Source organism: Winogradskyella sp., from assembly GCF_003712105.1.
Lineage (GTDB): Bacteria > Bacteroidota > Bacteroidia > Flavobacteriales > Flavobacteriaceae > Winogradskyella.
Window position 1 is genome coordinate 201,872 of record NZ_RHLG01000004.1, and the last position, 16,882, is coordinate 218,753.

11 protein-coding genes are annotated in these 16,882 nt (G+C 34.5%); 4 read left to right on the forward strand and 7 right to left on the reverse strand.

Annotation, left to right across the window (positions count from 1 at the left end):
* Nucleotides 1–2 precede the first annotated feature (2 nt).
* The 7 genes from ED556_RS10600 to ED556_RS10630 all read right to left on the reverse strand — a co-directional run bounded on the left by ED556_RS10600 (nucleotide 3) and on the right by ED556_RS10630 (nucleotide 13,423).
* Entirely contained in the window at nucleotides 3–404 is a 402-nt protein-coding gene (locus ED556_RS10600) for a DUF5367 family protein (protein ID WP_296323318.1), read from the reverse strand.
* A 92-nt stretch (nucleotides 405–496) separates the two neighbouring features.
* A complete protein-coding gene (locus tag ED556_RS10605) occupies nucleotides 497–1,351 on the reverse strand; it encodes an AraC family transcriptional regulator (protein ID WP_296323321.1) in 855 nt (284 codons plus the stop codon).
* A gap of 171 nt (nucleotides 1,352–1,522) precedes the next feature.
* Entirely contained in the window at nucleotides 1,523–2,314 is a 792-nt protein-coding gene (locus tag ED556_RS10610) for a T9SS type A sorting domain-containing protein (protein WP_296323324.1), read from the reverse strand.
* Nucleotides 2,315–2,343: 29 nt separating this feature from the next.
* Nucleotides 2,344–9,903 (reverse strand): HYR domain-containing protein, encoded by a 7,560-nt coding sequence (locus ED556_RS10615; RefSeq protein WP_296323327.1) that lies wholly within the window; start codon nucleotides 9,901–9,903, stop codon nucleotides 2,344–2,346.
* A 398-nt stretch (nucleotides 9,904–10,301) separates the two neighbouring features.
* Nucleotides 10,302–10,565, reverse strand: a complete 264-nt coding sequence (locus ED556_RS10620) for a hypothetical protein (RefSeq protein ID WP_296323330.1) — start codon at nucleotides 10,563–10,565, stop codon at nucleotides 10,302–10,304.
* A gap of 201 nt (nucleotides 10,566–10,766) precedes the next feature.
* Nucleotides 10,767–11,414 (reverse strand): response regulator transcription factor, encoded by a 648-nt coding sequence (locus ED556_RS10625; protein WP_296323333.1) that lies wholly within the window; start codon nucleotides 11,412–11,414, stop codon nucleotides 10,767–10,769.
* Nucleotides 11,411–13,423: an ATP-binding protein gene (locus tag ED556_RS10630; protein ID WP_296323336.1), complete on the reverse strand. Its 2,013-nt coding sequence runs from the start codon at nucleotides 13,421–13,423 to the stop codon at nucleotides 11,411–11,413. Before ED556_RS10630 ends, ED556_RS10625 begins: the two co-directional genes overlap by 4 nt.
* 632 nt (nucleotides 13,424–14,055) lie before the next feature.
* Here ED556_RS10630 and msrB point away from each other — a divergent pair.
* The 4 genes from msrB to ED556_RS10650 are packed head-to-tail and all read left to right on the forward strand — an operon-like array spanning nucleotide 14,056 to nucleotide 16,878.
* On the forward strand, nucleotides 14,056–14,514 hold the full coding sequence (gene msrB / locus ED556_RS10635) for a peptide-methionine (R)-S-oxide reductase MsrB (protein WP_296323338.1): 459 nt from the start codon (nucleotides 14,056–14,058) through the stop codon (nucleotides 14,512–14,514).
* Nucleotides 14,507–15,049, forward strand: coding sequence for a peptide-methionine (S)-S-oxide reductase MsrA (gene msrA / locus ED556_RS10640; protein WP_296323341.1), 543 nt, complete (start codon nucleotides 14,507–14,509; stop codon nucleotides 15,047–15,049). Before msrB ends, msrA begins: the two co-directional genes overlap by 8 nt.
* Nucleotides 15,050–15,067: 18 nt before the next feature.
* Nucleotides 15,068–15,331 (forward strand): glutaredoxin domain-containing protein, encoded by a 264-nt coding sequence (locus tag ED556_RS10645; RefSeq protein WP_296323344.1) that lies wholly within the window; start codon nucleotides 15,068–15,070, stop codon nucleotides 15,329–15,331.
* Complete coding sequence (locus ED556_RS10650; protein WP_296323346.1) at nucleotides 15,316–16,878, forward strand: protein adenylyltransferase SelO; 1,563 nt, start codon at nucleotides 15,316–15,318, stop codon at nucleotides 16,876–16,878. The genes ED556_RS10645 and ED556_RS10650 overlap by 16 nt, the downstream gene beginning before the upstream one ends.
* Nucleotides 16,879–16,882: the final 4 nt, after the last annotated feature.

The following is a 16,882-nucleotide window of genomic DNA, read 5'->3' on the forward strand; positions in this document are numbered from 1 at the left end:
GTTTATTGATTTACTTTTATCGTTCTTAAATACACCTTGATGTAATAGTATAATGCTGCTACCGAAATAAACTCAAATGCTACTAAGCAAAAGCTGAATGATGTAAAAAAAGTAAGATGGTCAATACCAACTGGCTTCATAAAAAATGGTACTGTAATTAGTGCATCTAAGGCAATACTAACAAGTAAAAAAGTCTGGCCTAATTTGTATCCAAGTATAGTCTTATCATTCTTGTAATACAAAGCGCTACCAAACCATACTAATGGTATAACAGATAAAAATAACACTATGTCAGCCTGAAGTTCTCTATCTTTCAATATTGAAAGATTAAACGAAACGATGTAGGCGGTTACTCCTAGTATCCAGATAGCTACACCTATTAAAATTGCTCTAATTGTTCTCATGTCTTAATAATTTTAATTACAAGACAAAAGTATTTGCACTTTAGAGCATAGACTTATTTGAAAAGATTTTTGATTTGTTTGAAAAGACGAGACTACCTCACTTGACTAGGTCTATAACCAAATTTTTTGGCGAATGCATTAGAAAAAGAACTTAGGCTATCATAGCCTACATGCCATGCTGCTTCTTGAACTGTAGCGTTTTCATTACTAATCATGTCATGCGCTGTTGAAAGTCTTTGATTTTGTAAATACTTAAATACAGGCACGCCAAAAACTTCTTTAAACTCCTTTTTTAGTTTAGTTGTGTTTAAGCCAATAATTTTAGAGAGCTCTGTTAAAGATGGTGGGCTATCAAGGTTTTTAGCTAATATCTCTTTTACCTCATCAAGTCGCTTTCTATCTTTCTCTTTAAAATCAGTAGTTTTTTGTATAGCTAATTGTCCAAAGAAGTGTGATAATAAAGCTGTAATCTGACTCCTAAAAAACATCATTCTAGCTTTACCTTCATATTTAATATTAAAGATACTATCTACAATTTGTTGCATTTCTGGTGTCATAAAGAAGCTCGGGCCTTCTACATAATGATCTTTAGGATTTACTAATTGCCCTAAAAGGTCTGAAAATAATTCACCTTCTTGATTTGGTAATTTATGAAGATTCCTAGTTGCGGTTGCGATTACAATACACTCTAAAGGGCAATCTTTTGAAACTGTATGTTTACACAACACCTTTTCATCAGAATAAAAAGATAAGGCCAATCCTTTAGTATAATTATAAAATTTTGATGTTGTAGGATATTTAAATTCTAAATCTACATTACCTGAACCATAAAATGCTACTGCTATGACTGGCTCATCAAAAAAACAAGAGTCTTCAATAGTCTTTTCAGAATTTGCAGTTTCTACCAATATAGTAAAGTCATTAATATCTATAATATCTCTGGTCATAAAACTAAGATACTGTTTTTAAAATAACGTAGACATTAGCTCAACAAAAAACCTCCTTAATTTCTTAAGGAGGTTTTGACACAAACAATGTTAATTCCCCTTTGCTAACTAACTCTTCTTTGTGCCTATCAACTATCAACTAGCAATCCATAAAAACTAACTTTAATAACTTTATCTATCTTTTACTACTCGAATAGTTTCTTTCCCTCTTGGTGTATATATAGTTAGTAAATAAACACCACGTTGTAAATGACCTAATGATAATTGCTGTTCACTTTTAGCAGCATATACGCGTTTACCAGTTATATCATACATTTCTAAACGCTCAATTTTTTGTGTTGACTCTATTTGAAGTATGTCTGCAAATGGATTTGGATATACAGATACGGCATGTGCCATCGTATCAAAATCATCAGTCGATAAGGTTGTGCAATTTATTGTGGCATCGCTTACATTACCAGAATACTCATTAGATGTTCCTGTTGGTGGTGGTGCTAAAGTTGTAAATACATTAGATGCATTTACACCACCAATATCACTTGGGTCTGTGCTATTAACAAACAACCTAGCCTCTTGGCTTGTACCATCTGATGGCGTTAAGGTCAGCCATAACACCGAAGTATTAGCAGTTAATATGCTTGATATATTTGCGCCTCCAGAAGAATTAAACGGGTAATAATCATTACCTGTGCCATTGCCATCTATTATTGGAGTGACCTGGTTGTAAGTCACTACAGATTCGCTTGTATGAGCCACGGTGCGAGAGCTTCCTGTTGGTAGTACTAGAGTAATTGTAGAACTTCCGGCTGCCAAAAAAGGAGCAGTAGTTATATCTCTTGTTACATAAATCTCATAACTATTGCCATCGGAGCTACAACGTAAATCAAACTGAATGTTTTGAGAACTTATTGATCCTGTAAAGCATAAGCTTAAGATAATTAGTGTTGTATATAATTGTTTCATGATATTTTGTTTTATAAATGTGTAGGTTATTAGTTGTTGTTATCTATGAGTTTTTGTAACTCTATTAATTGTTGTTCTATATAGGCTCTACGCTCAAGTATAAATGTGTCAGTTACTCTGGTAGTACCTCCAGTTGGTAATTGCTCTGTAAACGTGAATAATGAACTGAACGAACTATTAGATGGGTGAAACAGCACATTAAATAACAGATTGTTTAAGTCATCTTGAAAAGATGCATTAGCATTAAGATCTGTATCGCCATCATAATAATCGTTTGCACCAGTAAACAGTGAACTAAATGATGCATTACTTGGATCGAATAGAACATCAAAAAGGATAATATTACCATCGTTGGTAAAGCTTACCTCTCCATCACCATCTGCATCTCCTGCCCACATTCCAAGCACTCCGGCTGGCATACCTATTGTAGTTTGCGCTTCTGTACCAAAAGTAATTGGGTTAGCAGCATCAGTGAAATCAGCAGTTGTTGGACTACTACTCAATGTTATTGGTGCAGCGCTCATTATTCCTAAATGATTACGATGTTTCACAACGACGTAGTAATCATCTGATGGAATAGCAAAATTTAAACCATCTGTACCGTCTGCTTTTACAACATCACCATCGCGTTGTAATAAAGCTGATTGTCCATCAACAACTAAAGTATTGTCTGTCTCATCTCTCAACTCAACCCAAACCCAATCTACTATGGTATTATTAGGCTCTCCATTAGGGAAAGTGGCCGTTAATCCATCTTCAAAAGGACTTGTTGTTGGCAGTAATCCTGCGACTCTCAAATCATCACGCATAAGTGTGTTAGAGCTTCCTAAAGCTGCGCCTTGCAGATAGACTTTTACATCTAAGACTACTACTGTTGATGGGTTAATGCTTCCAAAAGTGCCAACGTCGGTTGGAGTCATATCAAAACTAGAGGCATCAACGTCTACACCACTATTATCGTAAATGGAACCATCAAAATTGGATATCAGGTAAAAATCACCTACACTACCTTCTCTAAATATAGCTGAAGGAATAGCTCCAATACTAGGTAAATCAACGCCTCCAAAATCCGTACCATATAAGACGTCTAATGGACAGCATGCGCCTCCATCACTAACACCTACTGCGTCGAATATTGTACCAAAAGCCGATAAATCGTCTGCAATACCATCATTATCATCATCAATGTCTGTAACATCAATAGTACCAGTAAACGAATTAGTTAAAACTGCTGTATGTGTTGGGTTTGTCAAGTTTGGGACTATTGCGGTTAATATACCATCAGCATTAAAGTCACCAGAAATAGTATTAACATCAGTAACAACACCTCTACCATTTCTACTATTATCACCGTCAATAATAACAAAGACACCACTGAATGATTCTCCAGGTTCTCCTTTAATCTCAATCGTTTGTGGTTCATCAATTCCAAATACTGGTTGATATTCGCTGATTAGTATTGGTAGTGTTGCATTGATGTTCGAGACTAAATTTATTGTCGTATTACACTCTGCTGTGTTACCGTTTGCATCTACTACAGTAAGCGTTACTATATTATCTCCGACATCACTAGTTGTGAAGTTAACTGAAGGCTGCCCATTTATTAGAAACGCAGTTATTGGTCCATTGTCCGATGAGCCACCATCTATTTGACTACCAATAACAGTAATACCATTAACACCAACTGTTAGGTTTAAATCCTGACATACTGCAACGGGGTCTATAGTATCAGGTATTAAAACTACATCATTACCATCACCACCTGTATAGCTAATCATTCCTACAAAATCTCCGAAGACTACTCCACTATTTTCAGGCAGATTATTAAAAGTTCCTGATACAGCATTTGGACCATTATTATCAATAATTATTATTTCATCATCAGGCTCTATAATGTAACCTCCGGTTGGTGTAAGATTAGCATTATTTAAGGTGATGTTTCCGTTTACGGTTAATCTATCAAATTCAGAATTCGCAAATCCTCCATCTCCTACGATGCGCGGCGCAAAAGTAGCTCCTGTATCCATAACCAAATCATCAAATGTATAATTCAGACCAGTAGTTCCACCACCAGGAGTTAGTGTAGCATTGTCAGAAATCGTCGTGATTGCACCTTGTACAAATGGAAATCCTGTTACTAAAGTTGAGACTCCAGAGAAATTTGCAGCGTCTAAAACAGTGATTGGTATATCTCCTGCGTCTACCGTACCCGTTCCGTTTAATGTTCCAAAAGTGAAGCTTCTATCACCTCCTCCAAGCGGAAAATCCGAAAATTGACTATTTAGATTTGTAATAGTACCAGCAGCTCCATTATAGGTAACTTGACCATTAAAATCGTTAGTATCACCATTAAAATTAATGGTACCTGCACTATGATTAAAAATAGCTGTACCAGTACCATTATTAATATCTATATCTGCATTAAAACTACTAACACCTGTTCCATTTTTTGTAATGACAGTAAAGTCTGGTTCTAAATCAAATTGTGGTGCTGTTAAAGTAAATTCATCAACTATAATCTGTTCTAAAAACGTATTAGTAGCGTTAGTAAAAGATAAATTGGTGAATGCACTTTCATCAGCGTTAATAGGGTTTATAGCAGTTATTGCTCCGACAGTATTTGCTCCATTTAATGTAGCAGTAGCCAGACCAGTTCCTTGTAGAATTAAAAAACACTCATTTATAATTCCACTTTGTTGCGTGATGCCGTTATTACTCCCTATAAATAAGTTTGTATTTCTTTCGGTGACATTAATATTACCGTTTAAAGTAATTGTTCCTGGAGAAGCTACTAAAAAGTTCTGAAGTGCGTCTGTTGCCCTGATGTTCACTTCATTGAAAGTAAGATCTGCTCCAGCCGTAAATGTAATTCTGTCTGCTTCTAAAGTAACAGGACCATTAAATTCATGAAAGCCTTCGCCACCATTTATGACAATCTCATTCGAAGCACTGAAATTAGTAGCCCCTGTAACGGTAATTCCTGGACCTGGTCGATCAGTAATATTACTCGCATTATTTACGGAAAAATTTTCTACAGTCCATGGACCTATATCGAGGTTTAAATTACCGTTACCAGTAATCTCTAAATCAGCTTCGGTATTAATAAACCCTATAACATTGAAAGCTTGTAAATTATCAAATTTCAAGTCATTATCGTCTCCAGTAAAAATGAATACTTCAGACATTGTCACTTTATTGATGCCATCGCCGGCAATAAATTCCATACCATTGGTGATATCTGCATATGGTACTGATACTGTCGTCTCATCTATTACAGTAACATCGCCTGACACTTGAACTGGTGCAGTTAAATTACTTATGGTTAATACTGGTGATGCAAAATTTGAAAGAAAGAGATCATCATCTGAAATACCGCCATTAATATCTGTAATAGTAAGCTTTCCTCCTATAAATTCAACTAAAGTTTCTGGTAGAGAAACGGTTACAGTAAACGAACAAATCGTCTCATTACCACAAGCATCTGTTATGGAAAATGTATTTATGGTATCACCTTCAGGAAATAACTCACCAGAGGCGAATCCTTCCGTTTGTGTGATTGTAACATCTCCACAAACATCTGTTGCTGTCGGTAAATCATAGGTCACAATAGCCTCTGTTTCTCCTGGTGCTAGTTCGAATAGAATATCCTCAGGACATGTATCTAATATTGGCGCAACTGTATCTGTAACTGTAATGGTTTGAATACAACTACTCGAATTGCCAGAAGCATCAACCGCTGTCCATGTACGTGTAATGACCTCAGAAATACCACAGCCATCTACCACGGAATCTTCGTAGCTTATAGTAACATTACAATCTGGCGTATTGCAACTATCTGTCGCAACAGCAGTACCTGTTACTGATGGGTCTGTATTTACAGAACCTGCAATTGCATCAGGGTCTATTGCCGTAATATTAATCTGCCAAGACACTAAATTACCTGTATCATTATTAGCTAGGTCAAGTACAGTCAAACTCCAATCTCCATTAAAAGAGTTCCCATTCGCATTAATCTCTGCTATGAGTTGTTCAAAAGCATCAACACCTCCCATGGCGGTATATTCGCAGATATTATCGACCTGACAGGCAGCTTCACTATTTCCAACAGTTGCTCCAATATCATTAGCGCGTGTAGTCGCAGAATCAGTAAATGTTATAGGAAAGTCAGCATTTAAATCACTGGCCTCATTTAAAGATTCTGCAAATAAAGTCACAGTTTCACCACCGGGTGCAATAAGTTCTATGGATAAATCACCAGTCCATGTATGATTAATAGCAGTTTGTACAGTAATATTGGTAACTTCCAAATCAGCATCTAAACCTGTAATATTGGCTATGCTTGTAATACCTGTACCATCATTGTCAGGAATATCGATTGGTGTGTCTGTACTTACACCAAGAGCAAAGACAGTTGCTGCATCAGCACAATCAATAGTTAAATCCTGAGGACAAGTTAAAATTGGTGCTTGAGAGTCTCGTGATAAGGTTACGTCATTACCATTTCCACCAGCATAACTGATTATAAAAATGTCACTTGTTCCAGGCAATGTCACTTGTGCACCTTCAACTAATCCATTAAATGTTCCTACGACAGCATCATTTCCATCATTATTAATAAGAATAATTTCCTCTGTACCTGAATCAATGCTAAAATCACCTGTAGGTGCAAAATCTGCATCCGTTAAAGTAACCGTACCAATAACATTTAATTGGTCAAATGCTACATCACTATCTATAAATGGTGCAAAAACGCCATCATTAAATTCGATGCTTCTAACAGTCAGTATAGATGGTGTTATGCCATTACCCGGTGCAATAGTACCTTCTTGCTCAACTGTTGTTGATGTCCCTGTAAATGTTCCAGAACCAGATAAAACACTATTAGACCTATCTAATAATAATTCATCAACAACTTCAATAGTTATACCACTAGATCCGATATTTACTGGTGCTTGTATAATTAATGTTCCAAATTCTAATGACAGATCTAAATCATTAAAAGTTGTATTAGCATCCAAAAATCGTGTCCTTGTTCCTGAAACACCTGTATAATCTAACTTTTCAATTGTAATTGTACTTCCAAAAAATTCTACTGTACCTGCATTATGTTCAATATTAGCTACGGAATTAGTTATTGGGTTGGTAATATTAATTGTACTTGTATCTGTACCTATGGATAATGACCCCGTTCCATTTTTAATAATATTTGTATTCTCAGTAAGATTCATGATTGGGGCAAACAGACTTGCATCTCCAATGTTTAATAGACCAATCTCCATATCATCGATATCATTAAATACAATGAGACCCATGGTGCGTCCACTTTCTACCTCAATCATATTTATATCATTATCTCCAAAGAATAGAGCTACCGTATCTCCGTTATCGCTTCCATCAAAAAACAACTTATCTGTCGTAATGGTTCCTGTAGGTTTGTTAATTGTATTCTCTGCCCTTAGATATAAATCAGAATCTCCAGCAGTAATCACATCTGCTGTTAGTGTTAAATCTCCAGAACCTACAAAAATTTCATTTCTGATGCTATCATCAATATCTGTTGCGGTTATAGTCCCAAGATTTACGGATTGTGAAGATGCAAGGAAAATGGAAGATGCACTTATACTTACAGATCCACCAAAAGTATGTGGTGCAGTAGCTCCCAAACTTACATCCACATTTTCGTTAGTTTGGATAATTGTAGTACCTGTTATTGTTATTGGAAATCCAGGAAATTGATCATTTAAAGAATTTATTCCTGATATGTCTAAACTTCCGGCTGTTAACGCTCTTCGGACTGTAAGGTCTAGAGCTATACTTTCAGAAACTTTAAAAGCTCCTGTAGTTGTAATGGCTCCGTTTTGAGTAAACGTATTTATATTTTTAATATCAAAATCCCCAGTAATATTTAGATCAGAATCTACAGAAATACTATTGGTTCCGTTTCCACCTATAAATTCAAAACCATCTGTAATATTAGAAATCGGAACGGTAACTGTAGTTGGGTCTGTTTTTACTACGCCTGGTCCAGATACAGTTGGCACTACCAAATCCCCAATAGTTAGTGTTGTGCCGTCACTTGATAATGTGATTTGGTCATCAGAATCATTTTCAATATCTGTAATAGTCAATTTACCACCACTAAGTTCAACTGAAGTCTCAAAAGGATTTTCAACAACAGTTACTTCAAATTCACAGCTACCGACGTTACCAAAGGCATCAGTGGCCTCAAATGTATTTGTTGTTGTCCCTAAAGGGAACACACTTCCTGAAGCAAGACCAGTTGTTTGAGTTATTGTGGATTGAGATAACTCAATAACATATTTTCTTGGAGTATTATTATTTATATCGTTCCATTTACCTCCACCGTTCATTTGTGTATAATCTTCACCTGATCCTGCGTCATTTGGTTCTATTGTTGCCCAATTGGTATAGGTAGATGTAGCATCTGGATCATGCCAAACAAAGGAATCCTCAACATCTACGTCACTATATCCGAATAGAAAGCCTGTCTCTCCTAGGGCTGCTGCTGTGGATCTAATGAATTCATTATGCGCTGCATCCTCTATAGTTGCTAAATACCCGCCAATAGATTCAGCGTTAGAGTATGCTTGACTTGGCACAAGAGCGGTTTGTGACAGAAAATAACTTTTGCCATTCCAAACACCTAAACTATCAAAACCGGTTGGTGTTTCTACAGTACAATCATTGTATAAAATATCATCATAATTGACTACTGCTGGTATTCCAGGATCTGTAAATACCGTCATATCTCCTGGACAAGTTAATTCTGGAGCAGATCCATCTAAAATAGTTACAGTTGCTTGACAAGAATTAAAATTACTATTTTGATCGCCCACTGTTAAGGTCACTATATTATCTCCAATATCTGAACAATCGAAATTACTTTGAGAGATGGAAAATGAGACAATCCCTGAATCTGCATCTGTAGAATTATTATTAATATTATTTGCACTAATACTAACGGTACCATCGGCACCTAAAGTTCGAGTAATGTTTCTGCAATTGGCATTTGGCGCCACATTATCTTCGTAATACACTCTAAATTCAAGATCCCAACCACTTATTGAAACAGAAGAAAAATCTCGTATCATTTTACCATTTGTAAATACATCATTGGTGTTGACTAGTACCTCAATAATCTTATCAGTTTCATTATTAGTGAAAACTATTCCGTATTCAGTACCAGCATTTAAGGTAGGCGCGTCATCAAATGCAAAATATTGCTCAATATCGTCATTTGAAAGATTAAACGGTATGTCACGAGTTTCTGAGGCAATAAGTGTTCTCGAGTTCAATGAAGGAAATCTCCATAATTCTGCTGTAACAGATACGCCACCTATTGTCCCGCCTAAAACACCATCGGTCCAAAAAGAAACGCCTTCTATTGTACTACTGCATGACGGAGTAAATGTTTGACCAACATTGTCTGGCCTTGAAGAATTCATTGCATAAAAACTTGGTCCTACAGATTGAATAATATCGTTAGTGCTATCGCACTGCGCCTTTGTGGGTGTTTGCCACAAACTAAATAAGATAAAAACTAAAACTAAAGGGGTATTTATTTTCATGATTATAAGATTAAAATCAAGTACAAAATTATTCTTGGGATATAGCTTAAGAAATAAGTAATAACTCTTAATTTTTACGTACTGGCACGTATATCTGTTCCAGAATTTGGACAAAGAAAAACCCCCTTAATAATTTAAGGAGGTTTTGGCACATAATTAGTTAATTTCCCTATATCTAACAGCTATTACGTACCTATCAACTATCAACTATTAACCCTTTAACAAATTCTGGTATAGCTTAACCCAAATTATGCTATTCATTTGCTAAAATGAAGTTATTTTATTATCGCAACTATAACTAGACGATAATATGGTGCAAATTATTTTGGCTAAACCTAACATCAAATAAGAGGTAGTGCGTAAATTTTAAGTATTAACACTTAAATCAATAATTGGATTCAGGTATCACTAATGACTTCTAATTTTATTGAATTCAATGCTTCGATGAGATTGTGTATAAAGTCTTTATTATTAAGGTCTATATATTTTATTTTGTTTAAAAAGCTGCTCTTATAATGTTTACGTGAGGTATCGGACAATACTATAAAGTTTGATTTTATACCTTTAAAAATAGTTGCCTTTATAATGTCATTGGCAGTTAAATCAGGAAGTTTGTTATGTAAAATTATAAGCTTAGGGCGTTTACTAATAATATGACCCAAAGTCTCAAATCCACCGTGAGATAATTCAATATTATTAAAACCATGACCGAGTAAAAGCTCTTCAAGGTGTTTTGCAAATGCCTTATTTTTATGGGCAATTATTATGGCAAGATGAGTTTTGGATTAATTTCTACAAATTAAAACCAACGCCAAAAACCTATAAATACGTATTAGCTCTTAAAAAATAGGTGTTGGCACGTATTATTGAGAGAGTATTGTACTTCTATTCACTAAAGACCAATTGGTTAAAGCGTTATTACCTTTTTTTAAGCCTAGTTTATCAATAATATTACTTCTATGTTTTTCAATAGTTCTTATAGAAAGTGACAATGTATCTGCTATTTCTTGGTTAGAAACCTCTTGGGCTATTAGTTTTAGAATTTTTGTTTCTGAAAGCGTTAAAAGACTAAGCCTTTTTAACTCTTCAGTCGCTTCTATTATCGGTTGGTTATCTATAGACTTACTAAAATAGATGTTACCAGAAACGACTTCCTTAATACAATTCTCTATCTCAAAAAAACTATCTTCTTTTAATAAATAACCATTAATCTGAAACGTCTTGGCCTGAACTAGATAATACGATTCTTTATGGAAGGATAAGATGATAAACTTAGTTTTAGAGCCTTTTTCTCGAGCCATTTTTATAACTTCAAAACCATTAAGCATTGGCATATCAATGTCAAGAAAAGCTATGGTAGGGTTTAGTTTAAGAATTAGCTCTAGCGCCTGTATGCCATTGCTTGCTTGACCAATAATAGTGTAACCATTTTTTTCAAGTTCATCATTTAACCCTTTTAAAAGCATAGGATGATCATCTGCGGTCACTATTTTAATATCTTCTTTGCTCATATAGGAATATTTAACTGCATAACAGTACCCTGATTTTCTTGACTTTCAAAATGTATTTTGGCACCTATAATTTTCGCACGTTCTTTTAAAGTCTTAAGACCTAAACTCATGTCCTTGTATTTCGTCTGAAAATCAAATCCTTTACCATTATCGCTAACCGTGACATCAATTTCGTCTTTGGTTTTGGAAATTTTCATTTTTACAGCCTTAGCTTCTGAGTGTTTTACTATGTTACTCAGCGCTTCTTGAATTATTCTGTATACATGTAGTTCAACATTTTTAGAAACAGTATTATCTATATTCTCAATGTCTTCACTAAAAAATAAATCTGTAGTTGCATTAATGTTATATACAAGGGCATTGATGGATTCAGTTAACCCTAAGCGCTCTAAATTTGATGGATGTAATCCTCTTGAAATACTTCTGACCTCTTCTAAAGTATCTTTTGCTAGACTCTTGGAATTTTCATTATCGGTAGATTTACTAAGAAGCATTAATTTTTGTCCTACACTATCATGTAATTCTCTTGCTATACGACCACGTTCATTCTCTTGTGCATTAATTAAGTCTTGAGAGAATTTGTTTTGCAGTTTCTGCTTTTTTCGTTCAAATTTTCGGATACGTGATAAGTATGCAATAGTGAATATTGCTAATAATGAAAGCCCACCAAAAATTATCCAACGTTGTTTATCTCTATTCTTACCATTAAGAATTTCAATTTGTGTTTCATTCTTTGCAATTTGAACATCTCTTTTTTCAGTTTCATACAAGGTTTGATAATACGACAATGCATTTGAACGCCTTATACTTAATAAAGAATCGTTAATCTTTGTAGCCTCTTCAAAATGAAATAATGCTGATTTAGAATCTCCCATTGCTTGATAAACTTCATAAAGTAATATGTTAGCGCTCTTTTTTTGCTCAACAGAGCTATTCTTTATTTGAAAATCATAATGTTTTTTTGCAAACTCTAGAGATAGAGAATACTCTTTTTTTGCTAAATAATAGAGCCCAAGACTTTTGTTATGAGCATCTTCAAAATAGCCTTTTGTATAACGTTCTGGGTTAGATTGAATCCTTTTCAGAATCTCTGTAGCTTTTTCTAAGCTATCTACTGAAGCATATGCTTGAAGTAGCTTGTTTAGTATTTGAGGTTCGTACCTGTCTTTTACTTCATCAGAATTTTGGGCATAATCCAGTGCAGCATTCAAATTTAGTAATGCCTCTGATTTATTTTCAATAAAGCTATTATCTATAGCAGAATTTAAAAGTGCAGATATTATTCCAGATTCGTAGCTTATGGCTTTGGCAAGTTCTACTACTTCATCTCTTTCAATCTTTGCCTCATCATAAAAACCACTCATACTGTACAAATCGGCTCTAGAACTTTTTGTGTTTACCAGCCTAATAGTGTCTTTTGTTCTCTGATAAATTGCCTCTACTTCCTGTAACATCTTAGAAGCATCAGCTAATTTACCTATACGTATGTATGCGTCAGCAATATATTTTTTTGAAATACCAAATAATATGGAATCACCTTCCTTTATTGCATAATCCGAAGCAATATTATATATCTCTATAGCTTTCTCAACTTCTTCAGAAAAATAATAGCTGTCACCGCCATTAAGATAAAATCTCGCCAATAAAGCATTATTAGTAACGGGTAATTTTTTGGCGTCAAAATCTTCAAAAAATGCCTTACCTTCATTAGGTTTACCCAATCTATTAGTATAGGACCAAATTAACCTAGCAGCTTGCCTATTGGCTATATTAAATGAATCTAAGTTAATGGCATGGTCTATAGTAACTTTTACAATAGAATCGTATTTAAATTCTAATTTATCTCTTGTTAACCAACAGAGACTGTCAAGTAGTTTTAGCTTCTCTAATCCATCAGAATCCTGAATCTTATTTTTTAATGCCTTAACTGTATCGCTAGTCGGTTGCACTTGTGCAAACGTAAAAGAGCTAAAAATTAGAGTAATAAATACTAAACTCTTTTTAATCATTGGGTTAGGATAAAATTGTTAAAACTAAATATACTGACTTCTATTGATTTCTTTAAATTCTTTTAAAAAAATCAGTATTTATTTTTGATATTGACAACCCAAAACTATTTGATTTTTGCATGGCATAGAATACGTACCAATACGTATTGTATACGTGGCAGTACGAAGCCGTAAATTGTTTTAGCCCACTCTGATTTGAATGCATTTTCGAATGGAATTCATTAAATTATAAGGTTTAATTTTTTTTATAAAAGTCGTAGAAATTATAATAGTAGTGCTCGTTCTTGTATAGGTATTATTAAAACTGCTTTTAAATCTTTTATATTCTCTACAAATGTGTCATTTATTCACGTATTCTACCGTTTATTACATCGTATTTCAAAACATAGGCTTTTATTCACATTTTTGGAATAGACAATAACTTATAATTTTCTTTAAATTAATAGCTTAGTAATTCTTCTGTTATTGTCTAATGGATTAAAATTGATAAAGCACTACAACACTCTCAATGTTGTAGTGTTTTCTTTTAGAATTCACTTCATTTTAACCTGTAAGAATACCTTAAATGTTTCGTCTATATTATTATATTTACAAAGGCATATTATTAACTAGAAAAGAAAGGAACTCAACGTATGCTAACCTGGAAAGATATTATCAATTTCTCTGTAAATGGGAGTCCAAAACCTGATAATCGTGTAGTAAAAACCGACGCAGAATGGAAAGCTCAATTAACACCAGAACAATATAGAATTACAAGGCAAAAAGGCACTGAAATGGCACATTCAGGTGCGTTGTGCTCTATTTATGATGCTGGTAAATATAACTGCGTATGTTGCAATACGCCACTATTTGATTCTACCATAAAATTTAGTTCTGGTACTGGTTGGCCGAGCTTTACTCAACCTATAAAGGAAAATGCTATTAAGTATGAAAGGGACACATCTTATGGAATGGTACGTGTCGAGGTAATGTGTAACACTTGTGATGCACATCTAGGACATATTTTCCCCGATGGACCAGAACCGAGTGGTTTGCGTTATTGCATCAACTCCGAGTCTATGGTTTTAGAAAAAACAACTAGCAATGGATAAAAACATACAATTAGCAACTGTTGGCGGTGGCTGTTTTTGGTGTACAGAAGCAGTGTTTCAAGAAGTGAAAGGTGTTGAAAAAGTAGTTTCTGGATATTCAGGTGGAACTGTTCCAGGTAGACCAACATACAGAGAAGTTTGCTCTGGTTTAACAGGACATGCCGAAGTGATTCAAATTACTTTTGATGCCAACGTTATTTCTTACGAAGACATTTTAGTCATTTTTATGACCACGCATGATCCAACAACATTAAATCGTCAAGGTGCTGATAGAGGTACACAGTACCGTTCTGTAATTTTTTATAATGACGACACTCAAAAGGAAATTGCAGAGATTGTTATCAAAGAATTAGCACCTTACTATGATAATTCGATAGTTACAGAAATTACTCAACTAGATACTTTTTTTGAAGCTGAACAAGAGCATCAAAATTATTATAGAGAACATCAGTCTCAAGGGTATTGTAGCTTTGTAATAACACCAAAGCTCAACAAACTCCGTCAATTACATGCGGATAAATTAAAAAGCGCTTAATTATAAGCCTTATGAAGCATGATTGACAAACAAAAGATAAAACTTTTTGGGGTTGAACGTTGCCATAAAACCCAACACTATAAAGACTTTTTTGAGAATCTTAATTTAGATTATTCTTTTTTAGATGTTGAAAAAAATGAATCTTATGCCCGAGAATTACGTAACTTGTACATGAGTCGTAAACTAAACTTTCCAACTATAACAATTGGAACAAAAAAACTAAGAAATCCATCTGATACAAATTTGCAAAAATGGATTGACAAATTATGCAGCTTAACCTAAAACATTCATTCACTACCGAACTTCCTTCAGATTCTATTACTGAAAATTATATAAGGCAAGTTAAGGAAGCCTGTTTTTCTTATGTTTCGCCAATAGCAACAAAAAAGCCCGAACTTATTCATACTTCGAGTGAAATGGTGCAGAATATAGGTTTAACTAAGAGTGATATTAATTCTGAAGACTTTCTGAATGTATTTACAGGTAACACCGTTTTAGATGATACAAAACCTTATGCAATGTGTTATGGTGGCCACCAATTTGGAAATTGGGCTGGGCAATTAGGTGACGGTAGAGCCATAAATCTTTTCGAAGTTGAACACAATAACAAACCTTGGGTAATTCAGCTTAAAGGTGCTGGCAAAACACCATATTCCAGAAGTGGTGATGGATTAGCAGTATTGCGTTCATCTATTAGAGAGTATTTATGTAGTGAAGCTATGCATTATTTGGGTGTACCTACAACACGTGCACTTTCAATTTCGTTGACAGGTGATGAGGTTTTAAGAGATATGCTTTATGATGGCAATTCAGCTTACGAAAAAGGAGCCATTGTATCAAGAGTCGCCCCGTCCTTCTTGCGTTTTGGTAATTACGAAATTTTTGCAGCAAGACAGGACCATAAGACCTTAAAAACTCTTGTAGATTATACGATTAAGCATCATTTCCCGAAATTAGGTGGGCCTTCTAAAGACACATATGTCAAATTCTTTAGAGACGTTATGAAACGTACTTTAGATATGATCATTCATTGGCAACGAGTTGGTTTTGTTCATGGTGTAATGAATACAGACAACATGTCTATCCTAGGTTTAACCATAGATTATGGGCCTTACGGCTGGCTTGACGATTTTAATTTTGGCTGGACACCAAATACAACGGATGCGCAACATAAACGTTACCGGTATGGAAACCAGCCAAGTATTGGACTTTGGAATTTGTATCAACTCGCTAATGCTTTGTATCCATTGATTGAAGATGTAGAACCATTAGAAAACATTCTAGAAGATTATAAAACAGGTTTTGAAACAAAGTCATTAATAATGATGAGATCTAAATTAGGTTTGTTTAATGATGAATCTGATGATATAAAACTCGTGCAATCTTTAGAAAATGCACTTCATCTTACTGAAACTGATATGACTATTTTCTTTAGGCTACTATCTAATTTTAAGAAAGATAATTCAGTTCATGGCTTTCAACTAATTCAAAAGGCATTTTACAATATTGAATCCATTACTGATCCTATTAAAAAACAATGGTACGATTGGTTTGAAAATTATCAGTTACGATTAACAAAAGAAGAGTTATCTGATAAGGAACGCAAAGGGAAAATGGATACGGTGAATCCAAAATATGTGCTTCGCAATTATATGGCTCAATTAGCTATAGACGAAGCAGATAATGGAAACTACAAGTTGATTGACGAGTTGTTCTCATTGCTAAAGACACCCTATTCTGAACAACCTGAATTTGAGAAATGGTTTGCTAAACGTCCTGAATGGGCAAGGCATAAAGTTGGTTGCTCCATGCTATCTTGCAGTTCTTAATCAC